This window comes from Maribacter orientalis (assembly GCF_900109345.1).
Classification (GTDB): Bacteria; Bacteroidota; Bacteroidia; order Flavobacteriales; family Flavobacteriaceae; genus Maribacter; species Maribacter orientalis.
This window is the reverse complement of the sequence record NZ_FNZN01000003.1, coordinates 68023-92902: the sequence shown is the minus strand read 5'-3', so window position 1 is coordinate 92902 and position 24880 is coordinate 68023. Positions and strand designations below refer to the sequence as shown.

The 24880-nt window shown below is 36.0% G+C and carries 23 protein-coding genes and 1 pseudogene; 9 read left to right on the top strand and 15 right to left on the bottom strand.

What is annotated here, in order from left to right:
- Positions 1-47 precede the first annotated feature (47 nt).
- The gene (locus BMY56_RS07460; protein ID WP_091622133.1) at positions 48-1412 is read left to right on the top strand and encodes an exonuclease domain-containing protein; all 1365 of its coding nucleotides are present in this window, start codon (positions 48-50) and stop codon (positions 1410-1412) included.
- A gap of 387 nt (positions 1413-1799) precedes the next feature.
- Here BMY56_RS07460 and BMY56_RS07450 read toward each other — a convergent pair whose 3' ends face one another.
- The 7 genes from BMY56_RS07450 to BMY56_RS07420 all read right to left on the bottom strand — a co-directional run bounded on the left by BMY56_RS07450 (position 1800) and on the right by BMY56_RS07420 (position 9602).
- Positions 1800-3209: an MBL fold metallo-hydrolase gene (locus BMY56_RS07450; RefSeq protein WP_091622128.1), complete on the bottom strand. Its 1410-nt coding sequence runs from the start codon at positions 3207-3209 to the stop codon at positions 1800-1802.
- A gap of 69 nt (positions 3210-3278) precedes the next feature.
- Entirely contained in the window at positions 3279-5018 is a 1740-nt protein-coding gene (locus BMY56_RS07445) for a SulP family inorganic anion transporter (RefSeq protein ID WP_091622125.1), read from the bottom strand.
- Positions 5019-5099: 81 nt separating this feature from the next.
- Entirely contained in the window at positions 5100-5342 is a 243-nt protein-coding gene (locus BMY56_RS07440; protein ID WP_091622123.1) for a TfoX/Sxy family protein, read from the bottom strand.
- Between the two features lie 65 nt (positions 5343-5407).
- On the bottom strand, positions 5408-6181 hold the full coding sequence (locus BMY56_RS07435) for an SOS response-associated peptidase (RefSeq protein WP_091622119.1): 774 nt from the start codon (positions 6179-6181) through the stop codon (positions 5408-5410).
- Positions 6182-6209: 28 nt separating this feature from the next.
- Positions 6210-6995 carry an aldose 1-epimerase gene (locus BMY56_RS07430; RefSeq protein ID WP_091622116.1) on the bottom strand — a complete coding sequence of 262 codons (786 nt, stop codon included), beginning with the start codon at positions 6993-6995 and terminating at the stop codon, positions 6210-6212.
- Positions 6988-8283 (bottom strand): M20/M25/M40 family metallo-hydrolase, encoded by a 1296-nt coding sequence (locus BMY56_RS07425; RefSeq protein ID WP_091622113.1) that lies wholly within the window; start codon positions 8281-8283, stop codon positions 6988-6990. Before BMY56_RS07425 ends, BMY56_RS07430 begins: the two co-directional genes overlap by 8 nt.
- 77 nt (positions 8284-8360) lie before the next feature.
- Positions 8361-9602, bottom strand: a complete 1242-nt coding sequence (locus tag BMY56_RS07420; protein WP_091622111.1) for an ABC transporter permease — start codon at positions 9600-9602, stop codon at positions 8361-8363.
- A 3-nt stretch (positions 9603-9605) separates the two neighbouring features.
- Between BMY56_RS07420 and BMY56_RS07415 the strand changes: the two genes are divergently transcribed.
- A complete protein-coding gene (locus tag BMY56_RS07415; RefSeq protein ID WP_091623198.1) occupies positions 9606-10841 on the top strand; it encodes an exo-beta-N-acetylmuramidase NamZ family protein in 1236 nt (411 codons plus the stop codon).
- A 3-nt stretch (positions 10842-10844) separates the two neighbouring features.
- On the opposite strand, the gene BMY56_RS07410 is transcribed toward BMY56_RS07415, so the two are convergent.
- The 4 genes from BMY56_RS07410 to BMY56_RS07390 all read right to left on the bottom strand — a co-directional run bounded on the left by BMY56_RS07410 (position 10845) and on the right by BMY56_RS07390 (position 14006).
- Positions 10845-11684, bottom strand: coding sequence for a sterol desaturase family protein (locus BMY56_RS07410; RefSeq protein WP_091622108.1), 840 nt, complete (start codon positions 11682-11684; stop codon positions 10845-10847).
- 78 nt (positions 11685-11762) lie between these two features.
- Positions 11763-12389, bottom strand: coding sequence for a hypothetical protein (locus BMY56_RS07405; protein ID WP_091622107.1), 627 nt, complete (start codon positions 12387-12389; stop codon positions 11763-11765).
- Between the two features lie 281 nt (positions 12390-12670).
- Positions 12671-13396 (bottom strand): tRNA-uridine aminocarboxypropyltransferase, encoded by a 726-nt coding sequence (locus BMY56_RS07395; RefSeq protein WP_262493779.1) that lies wholly within the window; start codon positions 13394-13396, stop codon positions 12671-12673.
- Between the two features lie 118 nt (positions 13397-13514).
- On the bottom strand, positions 13515-14006 hold the full coding sequence (locus BMY56_RS07390) for a YkgJ family cysteine cluster protein (protein ID WP_091622102.1): 492 nt from the start codon (positions 14004-14006) through the stop codon (positions 13515-13517).
- A gap of 75 nt (positions 14007-14081) precedes the next feature.
- On the opposite strand from BMY56_RS07390, the gene BMY56_RS07385 reads away from it, so the two are divergent.
- Both BMY56_RS07385 and BMY56_RS07380 read left to right on the top strand, forming a co-directional pair.
- A complete protein-coding gene (locus tag BMY56_RS07385; protein WP_091622098.1) occupies positions 14082-14795 on the top strand; it encodes a class I SAM-dependent methyltransferase in 714 nt (237 codons plus the stop codon).
- 44 nt (positions 14796-14839) lie between these two features.
- Positions 14840-15751, top strand: coding sequence for a hypothetical protein (locus BMY56_RS07380; RefSeq protein ID WP_091622095.1), 912 nt, complete (start codon positions 14840-14842; stop codon positions 15749-15751).
- Positions 15752-15803: 52 nt separating this feature from the next.
- Here the strand turns inward: BMY56_RS07380 and BMY56_RS07375 are convergent, their stop codons facing one another.
- A complete protein-coding gene (locus BMY56_RS07375; RefSeq protein WP_091622092.1) occupies positions 15804-16436 on the bottom strand; it encodes a 7-carboxy-7-deazaguanine synthase QueE in 633 nt (210 codons plus the stop codon).
- A gap of 172 nt (positions 16437-16608) precedes the next feature.
- Between BMY56_RS07375 and BMY56_RS07370 the strand changes: the two genes are divergently transcribed.
- The 4 genes from BMY56_RS07370 (at position 16609) to BMY56_RS07355 (ending at position 20024) form a co-directional block, all read left to right on the top strand.
- Positions 16609-18114 (top strand): helicase HerA-like domain-containing protein, encoded by a 1506-nt coding sequence (locus BMY56_RS07370; protein ID WP_091622089.1) that lies wholly within the window; start codon positions 16609-16611, stop codon positions 18112-18114.
- A gap of 51 nt (positions 18115-18165) precedes the next feature.
- Positions 18166-18672: a hypothetical protein gene (locus BMY56_RS07365; RefSeq protein ID WP_245737168.1), complete on the top strand. Its 507-nt coding sequence runs from the start codon at positions 18166-18168 to the stop codon at positions 18670-18672.
- A 68-nt stretch (positions 18673-18740) separates the two neighbouring features.
- Positions 18741-19592: an alpha/beta fold hydrolase gene (locus BMY56_RS07360; RefSeq protein ID WP_091622082.1), complete on the top strand. Its 852-nt coding sequence runs from the start codon at positions 18741-18743 to the stop codon at positions 19590-19592.
- Positions 19593-19598: 6 nt separating this feature from the next.
- On the top strand, positions 19599-20024 hold the full coding sequence (locus BMY56_RS07355; protein ID WP_091622080.1) for a VOC family protein: 426 nt from the start codon (positions 19599-19601) through the stop codon (positions 20022-20024).
- A 115-nt stretch (positions 20025-20139) separates the two neighbouring features.
- On the opposite strand, the gene BMY56_RS07350 is transcribed toward BMY56_RS07355, so the two are convergent.
- Together BMY56_RS07350 and BMY56_RS07345 are read right to left on the bottom strand one after the other, a co-directional pair.
- On the bottom strand, positions 20140-21111 hold the full coding sequence (locus tag BMY56_RS07350; RefSeq protein ID WP_091622077.1) for an aldo/keto reductase: 972 nt from the start codon (positions 21109-21111) through the stop codon (positions 20140-20142).
- A gap of 99 nt (positions 21112-21210) precedes the next feature.
- Positions 21211-22638: a hypothetical protein gene (locus tag BMY56_RS07345; RefSeq protein ID WP_143057789.1), complete on the bottom strand. Its 1428-nt coding sequence runs from the start codon at positions 22636-22638 to the stop codon at positions 21211-21213.
- A 185-nt stretch (positions 22639-22823) separates the two neighbouring features.
- Between BMY56_RS07345 and BMY56_RS18835 the strand changes: the two are divergent.
- Positions 22824-23111 (top strand): annotated as a pseudogene (locus BMY56_RS18835) (IS982 family transposase); the annotation flags it as partial.
- 28 nt (positions 23112-23139) lie between these two features.
- Here the strand turns inward: BMY56_RS18835 and BMY56_RS07335 are convergent.
- Entirely contained in the window at positions 23140-24870 is a 1731-nt protein-coding gene (locus BMY56_RS07335; RefSeq protein ID WP_091622072.1) for an alpha/beta hydrolase, read from the bottom strand.
- Between the last annotated feature and the right edge of the window lie 10 nt (positions 24871-24880).

Here is a 24880-nt window from a genome sequence, read left to right as displayed (position 1 = left end):
ATTTCTTTCAAATTCGCTAACTTTACCTATCTAATTTCTTATCGTAATTGTATACCATCATAGATATAGAGACTACCGGGAACGGTATAAAGGGCAACAAAATAACCGAGATTTCCATATTTAAATATGATGGTCATGAGGTTGTGGAAGAATATACCTCATTGGTAAATCCAGAATGTGAAATATCTTCTTTCATCACAAGCCTTACGGGCATCGACAATAACATGGTGCGCAATGCACCTGTACTAGAAGACATTATACCAGAAATTGAAGCAATTACAAAGGACACGATTTTCGTGGCGCATAGTGTAAACTTCGATTATAACGTCATCAAAAACGAGTTTAAACAACTTGGTCGTGAATTTTCAAGAAAAAAACTCTGTACTGTGCGTCTTTCAAGGAAGTTACTGCCAGGTTATAATTCATACAGCTTAGGTAAATTAACTGCAGCTTTAGGTATTCCTTTAACCGATCGCCATAGAGCTAGAGGTGATGCCCATGCTACTGTATTATTGTTTCATAAACTTTTAAGGTCTGAAAATGCAGAAAGTGTTTTCAAATTATTCTTAAACTCAAAATCACAAGAAGCAACGTTACCACCTGCATTACCTAAAGAGGAGTACGATAAACTACCGACAACCCCTGGCGTGTATTATTTTAAAAATGAAAAGGGAAAGATTATTTATGTAGGAAAGGCCATTAACATTAAAAAAAGGGTTTTAGGCCATTTTTATGATAAGAAAACAAAAGAAATTACTCTTTGTTCAGAAACGGCCTCTTTAGACTTTGAAGAAACTGGAAATGAGTTAATCGCTTTATTGAAAGAATCTGCTGAGATCAAGCACCATTATCCTAAATATAATAGTGCACAAAAAAGGACTATTCAGCAATATGGTATTTTCAGCTATGAAGATCGTAACGGTATTATTCATTTAGCCTTCAATAAAATAAAAATGACACCTAATGCTCTTGCCATATGTTACAGTCCAACGGAAGCCAGGCAGTATTTAGAAGCGTTATGCAACACCTTTGAACTTTGCCCAAAATATTGTCACCTTCAAGAAAATGTCACAAGCTGCTCTCATTACAAGATTAAACAATGCATTGGCATATGCTCTGACACAGACTTAGTGAATACGTATAATGAACGGGTACAAGAGGCCTTACAAAGTTTAAAAGAGATTCAATCAGATTTAGTTATAAAAACAAAGGGCCGAAATGGCGAAGAGAATGCCTTTGTTATTATTCAAGAAAATAGTTACGCAGGTTACGGCTTCGTACCAAAAGAAACTCCCATAGAACATATAGAAGACCTAGAAAACTATATTATACCACAGAAAAATACGCTAGAAACACAAAGAATTGTTGAAAGCTATATTCGAAAAAATCCGAATGCAATTTTCTCTCTTTAGTCAGAAAACTTTGATTGAATTAGTCTTTCATTTTCTTGTACATCCTAATTACAAAAAGCAACCACAGCATAAAGACTATGGAAATGAAAATTGAATAAATTAGAACAAATTCCACTACTTTTTATATTTGAGATAGTTCATAAAACCTAGAATAGTTGGTGCCCAAAATGCAATAAAGATTGCATCCAATTTCTTTCCAGATAAGAAAAGAAATTCAGATACAATTATTATAGAAATAACGCCCAAGAGCATTATAACATTCATTAGGCCAATACGCTCAATAAAATTTTTAAACATCGCCACAATTTAAATCCTAATTAAAGGAATTAATACTATTTATACTAGGACATTTTATTATTTGAAAACAAAAAATCCTACCTCTCCATTTTATAATGTTGTTGGACAAACATAATCTGTTGTACGAACACCTTCTTGTTTAAGCGCACCAAAACCACCTTTTACATCTATTAAATTATGAATACCACGACTTTTTAAAATGGATGATGCAATAACTGATCTATAACCACCTGCGCAATGCACTAAAAAATCTTCCTTCTCAGGGTATTCTGCTAAATGTTTATTCAGTTCACTTAAAGGTGTGCTTTCAGCATCTAAAACATGTTCACTCTTGAACTCACCTTTCTTACGTACGTCAAAAACCTTAATAGCATTACCGTCTATCATCTTCTTAGCCTCTTCAGCACTTATAGAAGTGATTTCATCGATTTCTTTACCTGCTGCTTTCCAAGCTTCGATACCACCTTTTAAATATCCTATAGATGCATCGAACCCTACCCTAGACAATCTAGTTACGGCCTCTTCTTCCATACCCTCTGGTATCACCAACAATAATGGTTGCTTGGTATCAGCAATTAACGCACCTACCCACGGTGCGAAATCCCCATTTAAACCAATAAAAATTGATCTTGGAATATGGCCTTTTACAAATTCATCTTGATGTCTAACATCCAATACCAAGGCTTCCGATTCATTCGCTATTAATTCGAATTCTTCAGGTGAAAGACCTTTGGTACCACGGTCTAAAACCATTTCAATATCCTCGTAGCCTTCCTTATTCATCTTTACATTTAATGGAAAATACTTTGGCGGAGGCAATAAACCGTCTGTAACTTCTTTTACAAACTCTTCTTTGGTCATATCTGCCCTTAAAGCATAGTTCATCTTCTTTTGATTACCCAATGTATCGACCGTTTCTTTCATCATATTTTTACCACAAGCAGAACCTGCACCGTGCGCTGGGTATACAATGACATCATCTGATAAAGGCATAATTTTAGTACGCAAGCTATCGAATAAGGTGCCGGCCAATTGTTCTTGTGTCATGTCGGCAGCTTTTTGTGCTAAATCGGGTCTACCTACATCACCTAAAAACAGGGTGTCGCCAGAAAATATCGCATGGTCTTTTCCTTTTTCATCCTTTAATAAATATGTGGTACTTTCCATAGTATGACCCGGAGTATGTAATACCTTAAAAGTAACCTTACCTAATTTAAACTCTTGACCATCTTTTGCGATAATAGCATCAAAAGAAGGGTTTGCGGTTGGTCCAAAAATTATTGGAGCCCCAGTTTCTTTTGAAAGAGTAACATGACCACTTACAAAGTCGGCATGAAAATGAGTTTCGAAAATATACTTAATTTTTGCCTTGTCGTTCTTAGCTCTTTTCAAATAAGGAGTAACCTCACGTAAGGGATCTATAATAGCTACTTCCCCATCGCTCTCAATATAATAAGCTCCCTGAGCCAAACACCCTGTATATATTTGTTCTATATTCATAATTCACTAATATTTATCAATATACCACTTGATTCTCAACCTTCAAAACACGAGGTGTAATCAATTTGATTATAATTTTGTTTTTGCCATTTTACTGTTTTCATAGGCCACTTTGGCCGCTAACAGTGAAATTTCATTCGGATTATCAAAAAAATCTACCGCCTCTTTCGTTTTTACGAATAAAAACTCTCGTTGTAATTCTTTAATAATTCCAGTATTAAATATAATATCTCGGGTTGGCCCTATTGCACCCGCAATATAAAATTGAATACCTCTTTCACGAATATCATGAATGAGCTTGGTTAACATATCTGCTGCCGTAGCATCTATATAATTTATAGATTCTGCATTAAGAATAATTCCTTTTAAATTAGGGCCTTTTGCTTTCATATGCTTTAAAAGCTCCTTCTTAAAATATCCTGAATTACCGAAATATAATTGTGAATCGAAACGTACTATCAATAAATCATTTCTAACGACAACCTCATCTGCAAATCGGATCACATTCTTGTAATAGTCGGAATTTCCAATATTACCTATCTCAACAAAATGTGGTTTAGATGTTCTATATACCATGAGTAATAATGAACATAAAACCCCTATTAAAATACCTTGAGTAATTCCCATAAACAGGGTTACAAAAAATGTAATCATCAACACAAAAAATTCATCTTTTCTATTATTCCACAGGTGTTTGCAATACTTTATATCGACCAGATTTACTACCGAAACCATAATGATACTAGCCAAAATAGCATTTGGTAAATATTGAAACAAGGGCGTCAAAAACAGTAATGTAAGTACGACCAATAAAACACTGAACATACCAGATAAATTAGTTTTTGTACCAGCATCATAACTAATAGCCGACCTTGAAAAACTAGCAGTAACCGGATACCCTTGAAATAAAGAACCGACAATATTAGAGGTACCCAAGGCTATTAATTCTTGATTGGCCTGTATCGTTTCTTCACCACTTTTATCTTCCAAGGCTTTACCAATTGATATCGCTTCTAGATATCCCACAAGAGCTAGGGCAACTGCAATAGGCCATAATTGCCTTATGTCCTCTAAATTCAACGTAGGTATTACAATCGAAGGAAATCCTTTTGGGACATTACCTACCAACTTAATTCCAAACGTTTCCATCTGAAAAACATACACTGCCAGTATGCCCAAGACTACTATTATTAAAATACCCGGAATATTTTTATTCCATTTTTTAAGACCTATCAATAGTCCAATACCGACGATACCCAGACCAAAATCGAACAAATTTATTTCACTTAACTTATAAAAAATATTAAGTACTGTCTCGTAGATTTTATTGCTATTTTCTACTGAAATACCAAGAAGGTGTTTTAACTGACTTAGAATAATAATGATTGCTGCGGCAGAAGTAAACCCACTAATTACGGGTTTGGACAAGAAATTAACCAAAAAACCCATACGAAGAATACCCAACAATAATTGTATAGCACCCACCATAAGGGCTAATACAACCACCATTTTTATATAATTCTCTACTCCTGTAATTGCCAAAGTACCTAAACCTACTGCGACCAATAATGAGTCCATGGCAACTGGGCCCACTGCTATATTTCGTGAAGTACCTAAAAATGCATATGTAAGTACAGGAAACAATGCTGCATATAATCCGTGAACAGGAGGAAGCCCTGCAATCATGGCATACGCCATACCTTGTGGAACCAAAACAATACCTACAGTTAAGCCTGCCAGTAAATCTTTAATAAAATAGGCTTTTTTATAGGTAGATACCCAATCCAAAAATGGCAACAAATTCCTCACATGGTAAATTTAATCATTTCAAGGAGCATTCGAAGATGTATTTACGACCATTACTTTACGGGTTCAAAAGTCTATTAAATTCTAAAAATTTTCTACCCAAAAATCTAATTCATCTTCGCTATCAAAACCATCTGCGCCTATAAATAAGAATCCGCGCATGGGTTTACCAAAGAAATCCATTGGTTCACTACCAGGTCGTTTCAATAATTCTTTATAATTTAATTTTTCAACTCGCACCATTACCTTATGCTCTTCACTTTTTTTATCGGAAAGAATTCCTAAACACATTTTACCATTTACCATAAAGTTGAGGCCGCCCATCATCTTTTTCCTTTACCTTTTTAATCGTTGTCGAACGCGGTCGGGTAAAAACTCTCTGTACCCAATGATTACAAATTTAATTCTTCGGCTTCCAATTCTTTGTATACGACTTCATCTGAAACCGATACTACGTTACCGATGTAATTTTTACCCCGTAGTTTACCTACGGTGTACGCATTCAAAACTACATCGGTATCGTCACTCAACAATTCCTTTATTTTATTTTCAAAATCCCTTGATGATGTAAGCCATTGCTCTTCCATAGCATCAGAAAGCATTAATGGCATTCGGGGTTCATTCAACTTTGGATTGTTGTGAATTTTAGACATCATTGTATTCCCTTTTGTGGTAACGATGGAAAAAGATGTAATAGTACCCCCATCATCGGGATTGATCCATTCAGACCAGAGAGCGGCAAGTGCTAATGGTTCCTTATTTTTTCGTTGGATAAAAAACGGATATACTTGATTTTTATAATGGTGATGTTCATAAAATCCGTCAACATAAAGAATACATCTTTTCTCAGTTGCAGCGTCTTTAAATGCTGGTTTTTCAAAAATGGTTTCTACCCTGGCATTTAAAGTATTGTTCCAAATTTTCTTTTGCTGTTCAACGCTTTTAACCCAATGTGGTATGAGGCCCCAAGTGGCCACAATTGGATAAAATGGGTCTTCATTGGTATAAATCAATACCTCAGGATGCGAAAATCCAGAGGCATGGTGTAGCGGTAAATCAGTAAGGGGAACTAATTTTTCAAGAATCTCTTCAATCGCCTTTAAATCTTGATTTCTTTTCGCTCGCTTTAATTGTGCCTCTAAACTGGCTTTTATATCGTAACACATTTTTCAGGCATTTTAGATAAGCTAAGAACTACATTGGTTTCAACCCTACTTTAAATTTGCTCGGTTTATTGGTTAAGTGCATAAAACCGTCAGCTAAATTTTTCTGTTTTACTGCATAAGGATAGAAAGTTATAGGCTCTATACAAACCATATTTGGCACTTCGGTCCAAAGCATAAAATGTTTAAAACCTTCCGTTGAAATTTGTAATTTTTTCTCATCACTTAAGCTAATAACATTCGTGTTAGGCACTTGCAATGCCCTACTGCCTACTGCCATCACCTCATCAATTGAAATTTCTTTATCGCCGACTGAAATTATCGGGTTTTTAGAATGAAGCATAAATGCAGGATGATATCCCAGCATAAACGGCATACCTTCGTCACCAGAAATGGTAAAGGTTATTACCAACTCCTTATCCTTTAGCTCGAATGTCTTATTAAATTCAAAATCATATGGCCAGCTAAGCTTTTCAGCTGTTGATTTTGCAGGATATTTAGAATTCAAAATCTCTGTATTTGCGCTGTATTTTTTAGCAAAAACAGCTTCACTTGCGGTACTTTCAGTAACCGTATATTTCATTTCTCGAAGCAAACCATGTTGGTCTTGGGTAGCATCGCCTTTTGGTGTACTAACCTTAAACCCAGCTTCGTTTGTTGGGCCAATGATTGGAAACATTTCGGTATCGACACTTCGCCAACCAGGATTCCCTTTTTGGTGCATAAATTCATGACCAGAAACGGTATAACCTATAAGTTCTCCGTCTTCAATGGTTACTATTTGATTTCCGACCTTAAGGGTTGTTATATTACTCATTTATCAATCTGTAAATTAATAGTGCCGTTCTTTTGGTAAGTGCTTCAATGGTATTCAAATTAACCGTTTCTTCAGGTGTATGGGCCGCATTCCCCATAGTACCTAAACCATCTAAACAATCTACATATTCTGCAACGAAAGAGGTGTCGGCCGCACCTCGCTTACCGGGATCATATGCAATAACTTCACCTTGGTTTAGATCAAGACTTACGGTATTTAATTTAGCCAATAGTTCTTCATTTCCTTTTGTAGGCTGCATGGCAGGGTAACTATCTTCAAAAGTTACCGTAGCAGTGGTATGCGGTAAATTATTCGAAACCACTTCTCTCATTTTATCACGTGCACGTTCTTTTTGTTCTTCGGATATAAAACGGAGTCCGCCACGAACCTCGGCTTTTTGGGCAACCACATTTGTTTTACCAAAAACAGTGCCTTTACTTGTCATTTCATCAAACTCCACAAAAGTACCACCGAGCAAAGTACCCGGATTAAAGGTCAATAAATCTTCACCTCTAACATCGGTATAAAATCCGTTTAAAATCCGTGACATTTCAAATATGGCCCCTGCACCGGTATTTTCGCTAAATATACCTGAGGAGTGTGCTCTTTTGCCTTCCACTACCACTTTCCAATCAGATGAACCTCTACGCGCCACAGTAGCATAATTGAAGCCGGTTGAAGTTTCAAAACCTAAAGCTATATCGCTTCTTTTGGCCGCGGCAATTAAATCTTTTCTACTTTCTTCTAAAGGGTTACCCGTACTTTCTTCATCACCGGTAAAAGCAACAATAATTTGGGCATCTTTTAAAAGTCCGTTTTCTTTCAAGGCCTTCAAAGCATAAAGTACGATTACGTCACCACCTTTCATATCATTGCCCCCAGGTGCATGTGCTATAGAATCATTGACCATTTCGAAAGTCTGGAACGGACTATCCTCTTCAAAAACCGTATCTAAATGACCGATGAGCAATAATTTCTTGCCTTTAGAACCTTTAATTTCAGCAAATAAATGTCCGGCCCTATTCATTTCTTCCGGCATCGGTATCCACGTACTTTCGAATCCTATTTCTTCAAAAGCGGTTGCAAATTCTTTACCTACTTTTTCTATTCCTTTTAGGTTTAAGGTACCGCTGTTGATATTTACGACTTTTTCTAAAAAGGAAATTGCTTCGGCACTATTCTGCTCAATATTTTTAACAATTTTTTTTTCGTTTTTAGTAAGTTTCTGGGCATTTGCAATGACCATGAACAACAGAAAAATTTGGGTAAGTACTAATTTTTGACGCATCTAATGTGTTTTACCTCAAATTTACCAAAAAGGGGGTTAATGAAAGATTAAAAATAGATTTAGCTATTAAAAAGACACTATTCGAATCGAATCGCTTTCACCGGAGTTATTCTTGTAATGATATATGATGGAATCAACAGCATTAATAGGCATAGCAATAAAACCCCAATATTTAAAAGAAGAATCGTCCACAAATCTATACTTACAGGAATATATTCGATGTAATATTCCTTTGGGTTTGGAAACTTGAAGATTTTAAATTTTTCCTGTACAAAAATGAACCCGAGTCCAATGAGGTTACCCCAGAAAAGACCTACTCCAATAAGATATGCGGCATTATATAAAAATACCTTACGAATACTCCAATTTGGCATACCTAAGGCTTTTAAAATGCCAATCATAGGGGTGCGTTCTAAAATTAAAACGAGCAAAGCCGTAATCATATTAATACCACCAACGATAATCATAATTCCAATAATCAAAGCAATATTAAAATCGAAAAGCCCTATCCATTCAAAAATTTTATAATACTTATCCTTAATTGATTTGGTATCTAAGCTAGCTACCGTTTCTCCATAAATTTCATTGCTCTTTTCATCAATATCATCAAAACTGTTCAAGAAAATTTCAAAATTACCAACCTCGGTATCTTTCCATTTGTTCATACGTTGTATGTGCCGTATGTCAATAAAAATATAGAGTCCGTCAATTTCTTCGAAACCGCTATCATAAATTCCGGTAATTGTAAATTTTCTTTGGTTGGGAATTTTATCGGCTGCATCATCCCTCAAAAAAAAGGTGAAGAAAGAATCGCCTACTTTAAGGTTCAACCGGTTTGCCATTATCTTCGATATCAACACATCAGAATTCAATTCCCCATTATAATCAGGCAAAACCCCATCAATCAAAAATTCTTTAAATGGCGCCCAATTATAGTCTGTGCCAACACCTTTGGCGATAATGCCCTCAAAAGTTTCTTCTGTTCTAATGATACCCGCCTTGGTTGCTACGGCCTGTATATGAACAACACCATCAACACTTTTGAATTCAGGATAAAAATCCTGTTCGGTACTAACTGGCACGACAGAGACTTCCGAATTATTATTATCGTAATTGTAGATTTGAACATGACCGTTAAAGGCGGTGATTTTTTCTCGAATCTTCTCCTTTAACCCAAGTCCTGTAGCAATGGCAATTAACATCATGATTACACCAATAGCAATTGCGGCAATTGCTATTTTTATTATTGGTGCGGATATACTAATTTTATGCTCCTTACCCTTTATAAGCCGTTTGGCGATAAAATATTCTAGATTCAAATGATGTTATTTTTATCCAATTTCAAAAGTACAGTTTTATTATGGTTTTTGGTATTGGCCACCTGCGGAAACCAAACTGAAAAGATAGCCTCTACAACACCGCCACCTTCTGAACCACAAATTGAGAAAGCAACAAAAGAAATAATTGTTGCTGCCAATAGAACCAATGCCTACCTACCTTTATTAAAAGGGAAGAAAATAGGGATTGTAGCTAATCAAACCAGCGTTATATTTAATAATGAAGGCCATACACACTTAGTCGATTCGTTGCTTTCTTTAAATGTGAACATCAAGAAAGTCTTTGCTCCTGAGCATGGTTTTAGAGGTCAGGCCGATGCCGGTGAACATGTAAAAAACAGTACTGATACTAAAACAGGACTACCCCTTATTTCTTTATATGGTAAGAACAGAAAACCTAGTCAAGAGCAATTGGAAGATTTGGATGTAGTGCTTTTTGACATACAAGATGTTGGTGTTCGCTTCTACACCTTTATAGCGACCATGCAATTGGTAATGGAAGCATGCGCTGAAAAAGGAATTGCTGTGATGGTTTTAGACCGGCCCAACCCCAACGGGCATTATGTTGACGGACCAACGATGGAAGCTGCACATACTTCGTTTTTAGGAATGACCAAAATTCCTTTAGTTTATGGTATGACGATTGGTGAGTATGCTACCATGATCAATGAAGAAGGATGGCTAGAAAATAGTACAAAAGTAGATTTAACAGTTATACCTTTAGAAAACTGGACCCATACTAGTTTTTATAGTTTGCCCATACGGCCTTCACCGAATTTACCAAATGACATCTCTATAACACTTTATCCTAGCCTTGGTCTTTTTGAAGGTACAAATGTGAATGCTGGTCGCGGAACAGAGTTTCAGTTTCAACGCTACGGAGCTTCTTTTTTAGACAGCATGGCCTATAATTTCACCTATACGCCTGAGCCGAATTTTGGTTCTAAACACCCAAAGGAAGAAGGTAAATTATGTTACGGAAAAGATTTAGGTAAAACACAACGAATGAATGAGGTAACGATGGATTATATTATTGATGCCTATACCCATACCACAGACAAAAGTAAATTCTTTCTCACGAGTGGTTTTACGAAACACGCTGGTACCGAGAAGTTGCAAAAACAAATTGAAGCAGGTAATTCAGATGCTGAAATCAAAGCATCATGGCAGCCAGACTTAGACAGATTTAAAAAAATTAGAGCGAAATATCTGCTTTATTAGAAATTAATCTTCGGTAATATCAGTTGTAGGTTTACGATAGCCCGCAAACGGATACTTCAGCAATGAACTAATTTTTCCATTTGCAACCTCGTCTGGGAAGGTATCAACACCATAGATGATTTTATCTCTATCTAAATGCATGAAGGTTCCAAACAAACGGTCCCACCACGAGAAAATATTACCGTAATTACTGTCTGTATAGGGCAATACATAATGGTGATGTACTTTATGCATATCTGGTGAAATCAACACATAGCTCAATGCTTTATCTACCCCTTTTGGTAGCTTGATATTCGCATGATTAAATTGGGAAAGCACTACAGACAGGCTTTGATATAACATAATGATGCCGATAGGAGCACCAACAATAAATACCCCAAGCAATGTAAAAACATAACGAATGACACTCTCTAACGGATGATGTCGATTCGCTGTGGTCGTATCGACATTATGGTCGGTATGATGCACCAAATGTACCATCCACAACGGTTTTACTTTGTGTTCTACTAAATGTGCCGTGTAAGCGCCAATTAAGTCTAATAGGGCGACACCTAAAAAAACATAAGCCCATAAGGGCATTGTTGGCAACCAATTTATGATACCAAAATCATTGATAACTGCCCAATCAGATGTTTTTAAGAGCAAAAATGCCAATGGAAAATTAATAACGATAGTAGTCAATGTAAAAAAGAAATTAGGCAAGGAATGCTTCCATTTGTCATAGCCCCCATTAAACAACGGTACAATACCTTCTAATATCCAAAAGAACGTTATTCCGCCTACCAATATTAAAGAACGATGTACAGCTGGTATGGTTTCGAAATAAGATATGATTTGTTCCATGTAGTAAAAATAATGGTTATCGATTTAAGTTTGAAATGGACGAAGGGTTTTTATTAGAGGTGTTGTTGGCAACAGTTTTTAATATCGGTCTACAAAATCATTTACAAAACAGAGTAAAGAAAATGCCTTAAGGCTATTCTCTTTGGTTCCAAAACTAGTATTGTAACCGTGAATTACTCCATGCCTATTTAAGTCACTTTCATAATCACCTGATTCTTCTGGATAAAATGAATCTATAGCACTTTTCTGATTTATAGAATTAAGTAGCAACAAGAAAAAACTCCCATATTCGGAAGTTGCTAGATATTTCTTTAATTCTTGTTTTCTATTCCCACCTTTGAACAAATAACCACCACACATGCCATCTGCCTGGGATAAGAATAGAATTGTTGAGGCATAGTACTTCTTTTCATTATGGCAATCAATAGCTTCTTTTATAATATCCAATCTCGCATTATGCTTTAACTTAAAACTACTTATTCTTTGTTTAATAGCTTTTTGGTAATAATCAATAAAGAAATTGTTTAAAAACTCCACATCACCCTCCATTGCCTTTTCCATCAAACTAGTGCTATATCCTAAAGAGATGTGAGCATCTACATACCAACCAAAATCAGCTAGTTTCTTGAATCCTACTTCCGAAACCGCACCAAACCTCAAAATACCTTCTGACATTTTTTTAAGTAATGCTTCGTCTATCTTCACATGCTTAACCTTTTCAAAATTGTTGCTAACAAATGAATAACATCATTAATGATATCTTGTTTATGTATCCAAGTTAATAATCTTAAAATTAGCAAGAATTAAACAAAACTACTTGATTAACTTTTTCATCTCCTCAACTATAGTATAAGCCGCAAGGCAAATGGCTACATTTTTTAGTATGAGATCACCTATTTGTTGAAACTTCTTTCGGGCTATATACGTGGTGTTACAACCAGTTTTCATAATACTTGATTTATTCGGTATTGATTCAGTAATTCCATCTATTCTAGTTCAAAAACAATATTTCTTTCCGTATTATTCCTATACATCTTCTTGGGAAGAATCTCTCTGTTCGCAGTTGAACAATAGTTTTTACTATTTGGGTTTAGAATATATTCGAGTTGATGCTCGATCATTTTTTCAAAAGGAGAAAGAAAGTCCTTCGTCTCGCATTCTTCTACCCCACCTTTCTTAAGTAAATTTAAGACCGTATAGACTGACTCAATAGTACTGAGACAAAGAGATTCTGGCTGCTGCTTGATCATAAATTTTGATTCTATACTATTATCAAAGCTCACTCTTTTTAATTTTTGCAAGTTCTTACTTAGTTTAAGCATTTTACGGGCACAAGGCCATGTACCATCGAGAAGGAAGATATGAGGAGTTTTACCCATAAAAGAATTCATTTCCGAGTCTTTTCTTTTGGATAGGTTAAAATTATCTTTTCCCGGGTAAAGTAAGAAAGAACAACTTTTCTCATTGGTCAATATTTCATTTACACGATCATTATTGCTGAAATCGACACCAACTATAATTTCTGAATTTTCAAGTTGAAGATTAGTCATATACCCTGTTCCGTTCTTTTCCTTTTTGTACTCTTTCGGGTGCATAAGAATAATAAAACGAGTTTTAGTCTTGAAAGCACTAAGGTGTTTACAAATACATGTGCTTAAAGGCCTCATGCATTTGTAACATCTGATTCTTGGATTTTTTATTTCGACTTGCAATGTGTATTTCCTTTCATTTTTCTAATTACTTACAACATTTAAATAGCGTCATTGATGATATCATCTTTATACATCCAAATCTTTACTCTTTTAATTCAATCTTACACCCATCAACAAGTTACTTCATCAACTTTTTCATCTCCTCTACTATAGTATAAGCCGCAGGACATATCTCAACATTTTTCAAGGTAAGATTACTTATTTGCTGAAATTTTTTCCGGTCGGTATGCGGAAATTCTCGACAAGCCTTAGGGCGAACATCATAAATAGAGCAGTAATTATCGGCACCTAAAAACGTGCAAGGTACTTGTTGCAGTACAAAATCATTTTCTTCATCAATCCGTAAATACGTATCAATAAACTTTTGAGGCTTCATTCGAAACGACTTGGAGATTCGCTCAACATCGGCATTTGTAAAAAGAGGCCCCGTGGTTTTACAGCAATTGGCACAGGTAAGACAGTCCGTTCGTTTAAATTCTGCCTCATGCAACTCTTGCATTATATAATCTAAGTTCTTTGGAGTTTTCTTTTTCAGTTTTGCGAAGAACTTCTTGTTTTCGCTATGTTTTTCCTTAGCTTTCTTGGGTAATTGACGCAAAACCTCATCCATAATCTAAATTTATGACCCAAAACTAGGAAAGTAGTTCCAAAAAGAAAGATTTTTGCATATAGAAATAATACGAATTTGAAAGAAGATATATTAGGAACCGCACTTTTAGACTATCAGCAAGGTAATTACAGTGAAGATATCATTACCTATTCTTCATTAGATGAGGAAGACCAAATACCCCTACCCTATATGTTCAGGTCGTTCAAAGACATGCCCAAATTGGAACAAAAAGCTTTAAAAATTTGCCAAGGAGAAATCTTAGATGTTGGTTGTGGTGCGGGTAGCCATAGTCTGTATTTGCAAAATAAAGGTCTTTCGGTCACCAGTTTAGACTCTTCACCAGGCGCAATAGAAGTAAGTAAACAAAGAGGTCTTAAAAACACTATCAATGAGAATTTTTTAAACTTTGAAGGAAAAACATTCGATACTATCTTAATTTTAATGAACGGGGTTGGCTTAGCCGGCACACTACATTGCTTAGAAAAATTCTTCGAAAAATTGAAATCATTACTTAAAACGGATGGGCAAATTCTCTTAGACTCTAGCGATATTATTTATATGTTCGAAAATGATGAAGATGGTGGCTATTGGATTCCTGAAGATGTAAACTATTATGGTGAGGTGAGTTTCAGCATGGAGTACAAAAATAAAAAAAGCGAAACATTCCCTTGGCTATATGTAGATTACAACACATTACAGCGAGCGGCAAATTATAGTAATTTAACCTGCGAACTTGTAATGGAAGGCGAACATTACGACTATTTAGCAAGATTGACCCACGCTAAATAATAGCTGATCTATTTTTTCGTTATCCTATCAGACAAACCAAGAATATGAATATATTAAAAAGCTTATTACTCATAGTGCTAATTGTTTGCTTCGTTTCCTGTTCGAAAAGTTCATCTGATTCTGAAGAGGATACTACAATTTCAGAAATCGACAAAAAAGCGAACTTATTGGCTACAGGAGATTCTGCGAACGATATTCTATCGAACGAAAATTTTGATAAAATAGTAATCGAGATTGCCTATGTAACCGGGTTCAAACCCACAGAGTCAGCAATGACCCAATTTATGGATTATCTTAAAGAACATACTTTTAAGACAGATATAAAACTTGTATACAAAGAACTTTCTAGCCCTGTTGAAGATGAACTTACCCTTCAAGAAATTGCAGATTTAGAAACCAAAAACAGAACTGCCTATAACTCTGGCAGCACGTTAGCTATCTATATTTATTTTGCAGACGCCCCTGCAGAAGGCGACGACCTAGAAGGTGGTCTAGTAACATTAGGGGCCGTTTATCGTAATACATCTATGATTATTCATGAAGTTACCGTAAAGCAGTTAGCAGCTAGAAGCAATTCAATTAGTGTTGCAGATGTAGAAACGACTACGTTGAACCATGAGTTCGGCCACCTTTTTGGCTTGGTAGATTTAGGTACTGATATGGTAAACGACCATGAATCTCAATCTGAAGATAGTGATGGAGCATTAGTTGGGGACAATCATTGCAATCAAATCGGATGCCTTATGCGTGCAGAATTACTATTTGGCGGTTCATCGGGAAAATCTATTCGAGCAAATTCAATTGCACAATATGAAGCTGGCATGAAAGCAGGTTGTGCCCTATCTGGAAATAGTGTTTTGAAACTTTTACAACATACGACTGCAAAATCAAATGCTGCCGTAGTAAGTCTTGACCCAGAATGTATTTTAGATATTCGGGCCAATGGCGGTCGTTAATAACGAATTCATGTAAATCAAAAAAACCATGCAATTGCATGGTTTTTTTGATTTAAGGGATATTTAAATACTTATGGGTTTGTAATGATACTTTCCATTTCGGATTTTTCATCACGTAATCTACAATCATAGGAACAACCTTATCTCGTACACTCCATTCTGGCTGTAAATATAATATGCAGTTAGTGTTTGTTTTTGCAGCTTGTTCTTCTGCAAAAATTAAATCATGTTTATTGAACACAATCACTTTCAGCTCATGAGCTTCATCGTAAATTCGGCCTTCAGGTAATTTATTTTTCTTAGGAGAAAGACAGATCCAATCCCATTCTCCCGTTAAGGCATAAGCCCCCGAAGTTTCAATATGTGTTTTTAATCCCTTTTCTTTTAATGCACTCGTTAATGGGTTCATATTCCACATTAATGGCTCACCACCAGTTACTACGATAGTATCTGAATATTTAGCCGCATTGGCAACAATATTCTCAATATCGGTAGGTGGGTGCGTTTCAGCATTCCAACTCTCCTTTACATCGCACCAATGACAACCTACATCACAGCCGCCAACTCTAATAAAGTAAGCTGCAGTTCCCTTATGAAAACCCTCGCCCTGTATGGTGTAGAATTCTTCCATTAAGGGTAAAAACACTCCTTGATTCACTTTCTCAAGTACCTCCACATTTTTCATCTGGCAAAGATACGTTTTACTTCCTAATTTTCTTGGTGTGTAGACCTCAGAATGAACACGGCATAACCTATTCTTCATTGCTCTTCAACTGTTGAAAACTAACTAGTATTTAAGGCCGTCCTTGACTTTTCGTTTGTTTAAAAATCCCCTATTTTTATGCAAAATTTATAAAATGGCCGGTACCGAAGATTTTTTTAAGCATATTGAAGAGGGATATGCTACGAAAGGTGATTATATAATTATGGGTGCAGCCATGCTAAATGGCGAAGCTGTAAAAGATGCTTTAGTAAAAATTCCATTAAAAACGCTGAACCGGCATGGTCTAATTGCTGGGGCTACAGGTACGGGTAAAACCAAAACATTACAGGTTTTGGCCGAAAATTTATCACAAAAAGGAATCCCTGTACTTTTAATGGATTTGAAAGGAGATTTAAGTGGATTAGCACAACCGAGTGCGGGCCATGCTAAAATAGACGAGCGTCATGCAAAAATCGGCATCCCTTTTGAAGCAAGCAGTTTCCCTGTTGAAATACTTTCTTTATCAGAACAGGATGGTGTTAAACTTAGAGCCACAGTCTCTGAGTTCGGACCAATTCTTTTATCCCGTATCCTAGACCTATCAGAAACTCAAGAAGGTATTGTTGCCGTAGTTTTCAAATACTGCGATGACCAAAAAATGCCCTTATTAGATTTAAAGGATTTTAAAAAAGTTCTACAATACGCTACAGGTGCTGGTAAAGCAGAATTTACCAAAGAGTACGGTAGAATATCTACCAGTTCAACAGGCACCATACTAAGAAAAATCATAGAACTTGAACAGCAAGGTGCCGAATTGTTCTTCGGGGAAAAATCTTTTGATGTCAACGACCTAACTCGAATTGACGAAAAAGGAAGGGGTTATATCAATATCTTAAGGTTGACCGACTTACAAGATAGACCTAAATTGTTTTCCACTTTCATGCTTAGTTTATTGGCTGAGATTTATGCCACTTTCCCAGAGCAAGGTGATAGCGACCAACCAGAATTGATATTATTTATTGATGAAGCGCATCTTATTTTCAAGGAAGCTTCGAATGCATTGTTAGACCAAATTGAAAGTATTGTTAAATTGATACGGTCAAAGGGTATCGGTCTTTATTTCGTGACTCAGAACCCAACAGACGTACCCAACGATGTATTGGCCCAATTAGGTTTGAAGGTGCAGCATGCATTAAGAGCATTTACCGCTAGGGACCGAAAGGCAATAAAATTAACGGCAGAAAACTACCCAGAATCTGAATATTACGATACTAAAGAAGTACTGACCTCTTTAGGTATTGGCGAAGCCTTAATTTCGGCATTGGATGAAAAAGGTAGACCTACACCACTTGCAGCTACTTTATTAAGAGCTCCTATGAGCCGAATGGATGTTTTAACAGATAAAGAATTAGCAGAAGTTATCGATAAGTCTTCTTTGGTTAAGAAGTACAATGAAATTATAGATAGAGAAAGTGCATATGAAATTCTTAATGAAAAAATAGAGGATGCAGAGAAGCTAGCGGAAAAAGAAAAAAACGAACCAGCCGCCAGAAGAACGTCAAGCAGAGCAAGTACAAGACAAAACCCAATAATTAAAGTTTTAACAAGTGCTACATTTATAAGAGGTGTACTTGGTGTATTAAAAAAAGTGATGAGATAGATTATGAAGTTTAGCTATATATTTTTATTGATGTTGAGCTGTTGCATACTTATGAATTGCGCAGGAGAACAAAAAAATGATTTTCAAATTTCTGGAGATCGAGTTGGTAAATTAACCAAACAAAGCTTGGCTAGGGATATTGACCTGATTTTTGAAAAAGACTCTGTGGTACAAGATACCGTGAAATTGAATTTTGGCAGTGGTGCTAGTAAAATAAAAATATACGAAAGAGGTGGGCAATTATTACTTACCCTTACACCAAATAGAGATAGTATTGCAACCATACAGAATATTCAAATTAATGACAGCCGATTTGTTACTGAAAAAGGAATCTCTAAAGAGAGTACCTTTAAAGAAATAAAAGACAAGTACCCCATTAAAAAAATCATAACCTCTTTGAATAATGTGGTGGTCTTACTGAAGGATAGTGACCTGTATTTTACAATAGACAAAAAAGAACTTCCAGAAAGTCTACGTTATAACGCGAACAGCAAAATTGAAGAGGTACAAATACCAGATAAGGCAAAGGTGAAATATATGATGATCGGTTGGGATTGATTTTTGGTTTTTACATCATATCATCCAAAAAAAACTAGTTTTACATTCATATTATAAAAGTTAAAATAGTGCCAGTTTTACTTCAAAAAATCATACCAAAACTTTACGGTTTATATTTCACTATTTTTGTTTGGTTTCTACCAAACAAAATAGCTCGCCAAGCATTCGAAGTATTTTGTACCGTTCGAAAAGGAAAAGTTTTACCCAACCAAAAAAAGTATTTAGACGATGCTAAATTTGAAGTCATTAACGTGGCGGGGCATTCAATTCAGCTATACAACTGGCCAGGAAATAAAGAAACCGTACTTCTCGTGCATGGTTGGGAAAGCAATACTTGGCGATGGCATAAGCTAATTGAAAAATTGCAAAGAGCTAATTATAACATTATAGCTTTTGACGCTCCTGCTCATGGATACTCAACAGGGAAATTTCTATATGTTCCTTTATATGCAGAAGCTTTGCAAGCAATCATACTAAAATACCAGCCTAAAGCAGTCATTGGCCATTCAGTTGGAGGCATGACCGTTCTATATAACGAGTATAAAAACCCGAATGCATCCATAGAAAAAATTGTAACGGTTGGCTCGCCATCAGAATATTATGAAATTTTCACTCATTACCAAAATCTTTTAGGTTTCAGCAATAAGGTAATGACAGGACTTGAAGAATACTTTTATGCTAAATTTGGATTTACCCCAAAAGAATTTTCGAGTTCAAAATTTGTTTTGACCAATTCTAAAAAAGGTTTGCTTTTTCATGACAGACTAGACAAGATAACTCCTTATCATGCTTCTGTAGACGTTCATAAACATTGGAAAGGAAGTGAATTGGTAAGTACCGAGGGTTTTGGGCATTCTATGCACCAAAATGAAGTAAATGATAAAATAATTGCTTTCTTAGATGAGCAATACTATAAATAAGTAACTATGCAAAACATAACTCCATTTCACATTGCCATACCGGTTCATAATTTGGCAGAATGCAGAACATTTTATCGTGAGATTCTAAACTGCGAAGAAGGTCGTAGTAGCGACCATTGGGTCGATTTTAATCTCTTCGGGCATCAATTGGTAATTCATTACAAACCTAAGTCAGAATCAGAAACCATACACCATAACCCTGTTGATGGGCATGATGTTCCTGTACCTCATTACGGCGTGGTATTACCTTGGGATACATTTCAAAGCTTTTCTGAAGAGCTAAAATCGAAAAATGTAAAGTTCGTTATTGAACCGTATGTACGTTTTAAAGGAAAGGTAGGCGAACAAGCTACTATGTTCTTCTATGACCCTGCCGGCAATGCTTTAGAATTCAAAGCATTTAAAGATATGGGTCAATTATTTGCTAAATAATATAAGCACGTTTCTATTGCTTTTTATATCGTTTACGACACTTTATAACCAAAAACCATCAACCCTACTAAAGGGTTTATGGTTTTTAAATTAAGTAAATATTTATTTAAAGAAATTATTGAGACCATGAGGTAGGTACTCTATCCCATCTGTGCTTTTTTAATTCTTCATATAATTCAGCAGACAAACCATTTCCATCACTTGTTGCAGTATTCGCCAATACATTACGTTGCTTTCGCATACCAGGTATTGTCGTGCTGACATTATCGTTCATTAAGATAAAACGAAGTGCCATCTCAGCCATGGTCATCCCTTGTGGTATTAAAGGGCGTAGTGCATCTGCATGTTCTACAGAAGAAATTAAGTTTTCTGGCACAAAATAAGTGCCACGCCAATCACCTTCAGGAAAGGTAGTCTCCTTGGTCATTGTCCCCGTCAATGTACCTTCATCAAAAGGCACGCGTGCTATAGTAGCAATATCAAGCTCTTTGCATAAAGGAAAAAGCGTATCAACAGGTGCTTGGTCAAATATGTTATAAATTACCTGAACCGCATCTAAGAGTCCGGTTTTTAATGCTTTAATTCCATTTTCTGGCTCCCAGCGGTTCATACTAATACCCATTGCGACAATCTTACCAGATGTCTTTAAATCTTCAATAGCGCGTTGCCACTCTTCTCTATCGCTCCAAACATCATCCCATGTGTGAAATTGCATAAGATCTATCTGTTCCAACCCTAAATTCTTCAAGGTTTTATGGGTATAATCCATAATATGCGCGGTCGGATAAGAATCTTCAAAAGCATATTCAGGTTTCGCTGGCCACTGAAAATTCTTAGGCGGTATTTTACTAGCGGTATAGATTTTTTTTGAAGGATGTCTTTTCACCAACTCACCTAATAATTCTTCACTATGGCCTTCGCCGTAACCCCAAGCGGTATCAAAAAAGTTAACCCCGTTTTCAACGGCCAAATCCAATGATTTTGCTGATTGTTCATCATCACTGGCCGTCCAACCAGCCATGCCCCACATACCATATCCTACTTCACTTACTTGCCAATCGGTTCGCCCGAATCTTCTATATTTCATAATTTTCGTTTATAGCTTGAAAAGTTACTTCATAGAGATTTTAAAACAAAAAAAAAGCCAAGCAAATGCATGGCTTTTTTTAAACTACAATGCTGTAATTTATTGTCCTCTATATAATTTAAAGGTTTCCGTCTCACCGGAATCGAAAGTTACCTTTAAAAAATATAAATCAGATTTAGTCTTAAATGAGCTCATATCAATGGTTATATTCGAAGACCCTTGAATACTTGAACTAGGCAAATCTGACCCTATTCCATTTACATCTAAAACCGTAGCTTTTGATATAGATCGCTTTTCAGTGCCTAAATCCAATTGAACTGTATTAATAAATGGATTAGGAGATAGAATCATGGTACTTTTTGAAGCAATAGCGGATGGTTCGTCACCAATTCCCTTATTACCGTTATTTTCTTGTACTTCTCGGTTTACCTTACCGTTCCAACCCATATCATCAAACATGGCCAATACAATAGGCCCTGGGTTTTCAAAAGCAACTCCCCTAGAAAGAAAAGGCACCATGAGCCCATTGTTAGAGCCTACGTAGGTGAAAAAATCTAAATGCGAATAACTTGATCCAGGCAACCAAACATCAGTTAACCCAGCAATAGGACCAGTAATTTCAGAATCAACAATGGTGAAAATCTCTGCTCCTTTTCCGCTAGTTGCTTTCTTGGTATTTGGGCCTTTAGAAGTAAGCGGACCAGAAAGCAATAAACTTCCCAATTCTGCTGAATTATTACCATATCTATTTTCCTTTAAAATAGATTTACCATCTGCAGAGTAAGCAAGCCTATCATATATTGCAGGTATGGGTGATCCAAAACCGTAACTACCTAAACCTGAAGCATTATCTACGAACATAGAACCAAAAAATCCAAGTCCATGGCCAAGTTCATGTAAAACTACACTTCTGAAATCATAATCCCCATCAGGAGTATTACCGTCAGTTCCAAAATACCAATTAGGAAAAACTGTGCTGAAACGTGCAATAATATCATATGCCTCAGGACTTAAATCCTGTCCAGTAAGTTTATCCGCCAATGCATTCCCATACCAAGTATCCGTTTCTAACCCTTCTATGTTGTTATAAATAAAAGTTGGCCCAGCAGACCCAAGAACACCAGAATCCAAGGGTTGAAAGGCTGCCGCAACAAAGATTGGAACATCTGAGGATACCGTCGAAGCCCAAATATCTATTGCCGATTGAAAAGAAGTTGCCGCTACAATAAAATCTTCCATTGAGAAACTAGGGTCAAAATTATAATAATCTACAAAAATTTGAGCCCCAGTTGGCCCCTTTTTACTTTTGATCGTAATTTTATCTTTTGATTTGGCAGTTAATACAGATTCAGATGAACCCATACTGTGATGCAAGCTAGCTTCTTGATCGTTGGCATGTATCGTACATGCAATTTCGCCTTTGTCATTTAGTTTTAATTCACTAACCGGAGCAGACACAGTTTGACTTACTTGTGCATAACTAAATGACCCAATAGCCATTAAGCATAAAAAAATTAAATTTTTCATTTGTGGAGTAGTTTTTATATTCATATAGTTAAAATTTTAACTTAAAATACAGATTTTTTTAATTAAAATCTATTTTGTTTAATAGTTTTTAATTTAAATCGATAGTCTACTATTGATTTGAAAAAACAAAACATAATTAATTAGTTTACTTTTATTAACCCGTTGTGCATTTTGATTTGGAACACCAACTGAACCTGTTCGAGACCAGAAGTATCAAACTCGATACACTGATGCATAGCAACCAAAAGAACTACAGGGAACAGCCCTATATCTAACGAAAGTCAAGAAAAAGAATAGAAACGCTGTTCTCATAATTCTGCGACCAGTTCATGATAAGAAGAAACTATGCCAAGTCCTTCGAAGGCTTCAAAACAAGGATACTATCGAAAATATCGGCTCTGACGATTGTTCAGTTCATCAACAAGGTCGTATTCAACCGAAATGTTAATAACATTAAAATAAGCATTGTTTAAAATGCACAACGGGTTTTTATTAATTAGTTTATTGATACCTCCAACTAGTTAAATCAGCTCCTTCCGGGGCACTTGATGCGATACGTTCCATAATTTTAGGCACGTACATACTGTTATAACGCAAACGGGTTATCGCATTTGGTTGCTCTGGATCACCGTTCCAACAATGTTCTGCTCGGTCACCATACAATACCTCGCCTTCATAATAGGGATCAGTAGTACTTTCTAAAAAATCTTCCATTAAATAAACCGCGTTGTTCAAATAATAATTATCCATGTCACCACAGTAAATATGAATTTTACCTTTTAGATTGTCACCCAGCTTATCCCAATCGCGTTCTAAAATATATCGTAAATCAAAATTCTCTTTCCAATACTCAGCAACCTTATGGTTTATCTTTCCTGTCTTTTTATCCCATATTCTTACCGGATAGCCATCATCACCTTGTGGCGAATAGGTTGCTTCCCAAATATCCCATTGTTGGCCCGATCTCGACTTATCTCCTAAAACCAATTCTAAATGGTTACCCTGCCTTAATGTAGATTGTATTTGACCTAAGTAATTACGATGCGAAGGCACCTCTAGTTTCTTATGGGCGCTTGGGTAATAATAGGCATTTTCATCGTCATAAATGTTCGTTAAGGTATACGCCCTAAAATCGATAGGATCAGGACAAGCGGCAAAACAACCGTTGTACTCTTCTGGATAGTTGACCTGTACCGCTAAGGCTTCCCAACCACCCGTAGAACCTCCGTACAAAAATCGTGACCAACCTTCACCTATTCCCCTGAACTGTTTTTCTATTTCGGGAATCAACTCATAAGTAATCGCATCGCCATAAGGACCTTGACTTGCTGAATTTACAGCATAAGAATCGTCATAATATGGTGTTGGATGTTGAATTTCAATTATAATAAAACGAGGAAAATCTGGCTCATTCCACCGTTTATAAAAATCATAAGCTTCCTGTTGCTCAATAACATTGTACCCTTCTAAATTAAACCGTTCTGAATATTCAGGTTTCATTTTAGGATCTGGAGGAGTTGTTCTGAATCCGCCAAAATCAGAAGGAAAATGACCATGAAATACCATTAGCGGGTATTTAGCTTCTGGATGTTCTTCAAATCCTTTTGGAAGTAAAACATGGGCTCCTAAATACGTATCTCGCCCCCAAAATTCGGATAGTTTTTCTGACTTTACTTTAACATGTTTTATCCACTTCGTATCCTCTGGTTCTTCTATTGGAGGTATTACTTGGTCAAGCTCAACGGATACATTTTCAAAACCATTGCTAGCAACCCTAATTTTAAAAGGTTTACTATATAAATTACCAGGTGAACGTTGCCACTGCTGACCTTCACCATTATCCATTGGCAATTTTACTGTTTGCCCTGTAGCCAAATCGAAAGTTTCATACACATTCAAAAGGGCTTGCACATTATATTCGCCTGGTGGAATTTCTTTTAAACTCGAATAAGGGTATCCAAATACTGAAGCATCAAATGTAATTGGAGTATTAGGCGCCCAATCATTAACATTAACCCCAAAAATAATTTGAGTATTTAAACCATCGTTAATTTGAAATCGAGGTTCATCACTATCATCTGTAGATAACATTAATAACAATCTACCATCTAATAGTGTATCGCTTAAACTTTCATCGAATATGACATTTATATCATGAACCGGTTTAACAACTTTTTCACAACTAACTAAAAGAGCAAACAGAAATACGATAGCAAATATTTGTTTTTTCATGGTGGATGTT